Origin of the sequence: Streptomyces sp. 8K308 (assembly GCF_004348315.1) — a bacterium.
GTDB lineage: Bacteria > Actinomycetota > Actinomycetes > Streptomycetales > Streptomycetaceae > Streptomyces.
On sequence record NZ_SMKC01000568.1, the window covers coordinates 1 to 2160 of the forward strand.

The window sequence follows — 2160 nt, forward strand, 5'->3', positions numbered from 1 at the left end:
TATAAGAGACAGGGGTCCCCATGTCCCCAGCAACCCCCCGCGCGGTGGCCGAGTCGGCCCCGCCGGCCGCCACCAGAACGTTCCCCCGGGTCGGCGTCCGCGCCACCCGCAAGGCCACCTTCATCGCCTTCCTCGCCTGGCTGTTCGCCGTCTACGACTACATCCTGTTCGGCACCCTGCTGCCCGAGATGTCCGACCACTTCGGCTGGAGCGACACCCGCGCCTCGTTCATCTCCACCCTGATATCGGTCGGCACGGCCGTCGTCGCCCTCGGCGTGGGGCCGGTCGTGGACCGCATAGGCCGCCGCCGGGGCATGATCCTCACGGTCTCCGGCACCGCCCTCGCGTCCGCCGCCACCGCCGTCACCCCCGGGGCCGGTTACCTCGTCGGCGTCCGCTCGCTCGGCGGCCTCGGCCTCTCCGAGCAGGCCGTCAACGCCACCTACCTCAACGAGATCTACGCCGTCACCGAGGACGAGAAGATCAAGAAGCGGCGCGGCCTCGTCTACAGCCTGGTGCAGGGCGGTTGGCCGCTCGGCGTGCTGCTCGCCGCCGCGTTCGTCGCCGTCTTTCTCCCCCTCGTCGGCTGGCGCGGCTGCTTCCTCATCGCCGTCTTCCCGGCCCTCGTCATCGCGCTCGCCCGGCGCGGCCTGAAGGAGTCCCCGCAGTTCGAGCTGGAGTTGCGGCTCCGCGAGTTGCGCAAGCGCGGCCGTGACGCCGAGGCCCGCGAGCTCGCCCGCTCCTACGGCGTCGCCGAGGAGGAGTCGGCCCCGCTCGCCGCCATCTTCCGCGGCCCCGCGCTGCGCAACACCCTGGTGCTCGGCTTCGCGTGGATCGTCAACTGGTTCGGCATCCAGGTCTTCAGCGTCCTCGGCACCACCGTGCTCACCGAGGGCAAGGACGTCAGCTTCACCGGCTCGCTCGTGATGCTCATCGTCATCAACGCCGTCGGCTACCTGGGCTACGTCTTCCACGGCTGGATCGGCGACCGCTTCGGCCGCCGCAACGTGGTGGGCATCGGCTGGATCCTCTCCGGCGTCTTCTTCGCCCTCACCCTCACGGTCGCGCACGGCACCTTCCTCGTGGTGGCGCTCTACTCGCTCGGCATGTTCTTCCTCGTCGGCCCCTACGCGGCGCTGCTGTTCTACATGGGCGAGTGCTACGACACCCGCTGCCGCGCCACCGGCACCGCCTTCCTCAACGCCCTGTCGCAGCCGGGCGCGATCGTCGCCGGCCTCATCGTGACGGCGCTGCTCGCGGCCGACATGAGCTGGAACGGCGCGGCCCTGCTCGTCGGCGCCGTCGGCACCTTCCTCTCCGGCTTCGTGATGTTCGCCGCCCGTCCCGTGGAGACCCTCGATGACTGACTCCCCCCAGGTCGCCCTCGTCACCGGCGCCGCGAGCGGCATCGGCCGCGCCCTCGCCGTCGCGTACGCCGAACGCGGCGTGGCCACCGTCGTGGGCGCCTACCCGGGCGACCCGCACGACCCGGAGGAGACGGCCGCCGCCGTGCGGGCCGTCGGCGGCCGGTGCGTCGTCCACGAGGTCGACGTGCGCTCCACGGCCCAGGTCGACGCCTTCGCCCGCCGTGCCGTCGACACCTGGGGCCGGCTCGACATCGCGGTGGCCAACGCCGGGGTGCTCCGCCGCGCCTCCCTGGCCGAACTCGACGACGCGGCCTGGGACGATCTCGTCCAGGTCGACCTGACCGGCGTGTTGCGCACGCTGCGCGCCGCGGCCGCCCTGATGACCGGGCCAGGCGCGATGGTCGCCGTCTCCTCCATCGCCGGCGGCGTCTACGGCTGGGGCGAGCACGCGCACTACGCGGCGGCCAAGTCCGGGGTGTTCGGCCTGTGCCGCAGCCTGGCGGTGGAGCTCGCCCCGCGCGGCGTCCGCGTCAACACCGTGGTCCCCGGCTACGTCGTCACCCCGCAGTCCCTCGATCCGGTCAACTCCCTCGGGCCCGAGGGCCTGCGCCGCGCCGGTGCCGGCATCCCGCTCGGGCGCGCCGGTCGGCCCGAGGAGATAGCGGCCGTGATCCGCTTCCTCACCTCGCCCGAGGCGTCCTACCTGACCGGCCAGGAGATCGTCGTCGACGGCGGCCTCACCATCCGCATGCCGGCCTGACCTCCCTTGAACCCCCGTGAACCCCCCTGAACC

2 protein-coding genes are annotated in these 2160 nt (G+C 72.6%); both read left to right on the plus strand.

Features of this window, described 5'->3' with window-relative positions:
- The first annotated feature begins 20 nt into the window (after window positions 1-20).
- Window positions 21-1367: an MFS transporter gene (locus E1265_RS35735; protein ID WP_132935101.1), complete on the plus strand. Its 1347-nt coding sequence runs from the start codon at window positions 21-23 to the stop codon at window positions 1365-1367.
- The gene (locus E1265_RS35740) at window positions 1360-2127 is read left to right on the plus strand and encodes an SDR family NAD(P)-dependent oxidoreductase (protein ID WP_132935102.1); all 768 of its coding nucleotides are present in this window, start codon (window positions 1360-1362) and stop codon (window positions 2125-2127) included. The genes E1265_RS35735 and E1265_RS35740 overlap by 8 nt, the downstream gene beginning before the upstream one ends.
- Window positions 2128-2160: the final 33 nt, after the last annotated feature.

Bases quoted from the DNA above. Each gene is read 5' to 3' on its own strand.
- E1265_RS35735 (WP_132935101.1), top strand. From the start codon at position 21: ATGTCCCCAGCAACCCCCCGCGCGGTGGCCGAGTCGGCCCCGCCGGCC.
- E1265_RS35740 (WP_132935102.1), top strand. From the start codon at position 1,360: ATGACTGACTCCCCCCAGGTCGCCCTCGTCACCGGCGCCGCGAGCGGC.